Genomic DNA, 1,224 nt, shown 5'->3' with positions numbered 1-1,224 from the left:
CCCATGGACCTCAGCACCCTGCTCGCCAGCTTCGCCTCCGCCTTCAATCAAGACCAACGCCTGCTCACCCTCAGCCTGGGCGACGGCAGCGTGGCGGCCGAGCAATTGCTGCCGCTGAGCCTGGCCGGCGAGGAAGGCGTGTCCCGGCCTTACGCCTACCAGCTCACCTGTCTGTCGCCGGACGGCGCGATCGAACTCAAGACCCTGCTCGGCTTGCCGGCCCGCATCGGCATCCTCGACGCCGCCGGCGCGGAGAGCTTGCGTTGCGGCGTGGTGTCCAAAGTGGAGAGCCTGGGATCCGACGGCGGCTTCAGCCGTTACCAGCTGACCATAGAGCCGCCGTTCGCGCTGCTGCGGCATCGCATAAGCTCGCGGGTGTTCCAGGACCTGACGGTGCCGGACATCGTCAAACAGATTCTGGCCGAGCATCAGCAGGCCAATCCGGTGTTCGCCCGGGTGCAGACGCTGGAGTTCAAGACCGGCGTGGCGTCCCCGCGCAGCTACTGCCTGCAATACCGAGAATCCGATTACGACTTCATCGTGCGGCTGCTGCACGAAGAGGGTTATGCCTGGCGTTTCGATCACCTCGATGGCGAGGTACCACAAGTGCGGTTGGTCGCCTTCGACGACCCCTACAGCCTGCCGCCGGCCAGTGTGGAACGGGTGCGTTTCCACCGCAGCGACGCCACCGAGGCCGAGGACGGCTTGACCGAATGGAACGCCCTGCGCCAGATCGTCCCCGGCGCGGTGGCGCTGGCCAGCTTCGACTACCAACCCGTCAGCACCCAGCACAGCGGCGACGACAGCCGCATTGATCAAGGCCAGAACGGCAAGGCGCTGCAGTCTTCTTTGCACGACTACGACCCGCAATCGCTGTACTACGCCGGCGACGCCGACCAGCTCAGCCACTACGCCCAACTGCGCCAGCAGGCGCATGACCTCAAGGCCAAGCAATTCAGCGGCGGCGGCTCGGTGCGCGGCCTGGCCGCCGGCCAATGGTTCCGACTGGACGACCACCCCGCCCACGACGGCGACAGCAGCGAACAGCGCGAATTCGTCGTCACCCGCCAAACCCTGAGCGCGCGCAACAACCTGCCGGCGGACCTCAAAGCGCTGGCAAAAGCAGAGGACGCCCAACCCTTCCGCGCCGAGTTCGACGCCCAGCGCCGCGGCGTGCCGCTGACCCCGGCCTATGCCCACACCGAACTGGCCAAGCCCAAATCC

1 protein-coding gene is annotated in these 1,224 nt (G+C 66.7%); it reads left to right on the top strand.

The window, feature by feature from the left end:
- Positions 1 to 3: 3 nt before the first annotated feature.
- On the top strand, positions 4 to 1,224 hold a 1,221-nt coding region (locus MOV80_RS23245), incomplete at its 3' end, for a type VI secretion system Vgr family protein (RefSeq protein WP_249605560.1).

The sequence above is a fragment of the Chromobacterium sp. IRSSSOUMB001 genome, from assembly GCF_023507765.1.
GTDB lineage: Bacteria > Pseudomonadota > Gammaproteobacteria > Burkholderiales > Chromobacteriaceae > Chromobacterium > Chromobacterium haemolyticum.
Note: the sequence above shows the minus strand (reverse complement) of the source record. Positions and strands in the feature narration are given on the sequence as shown.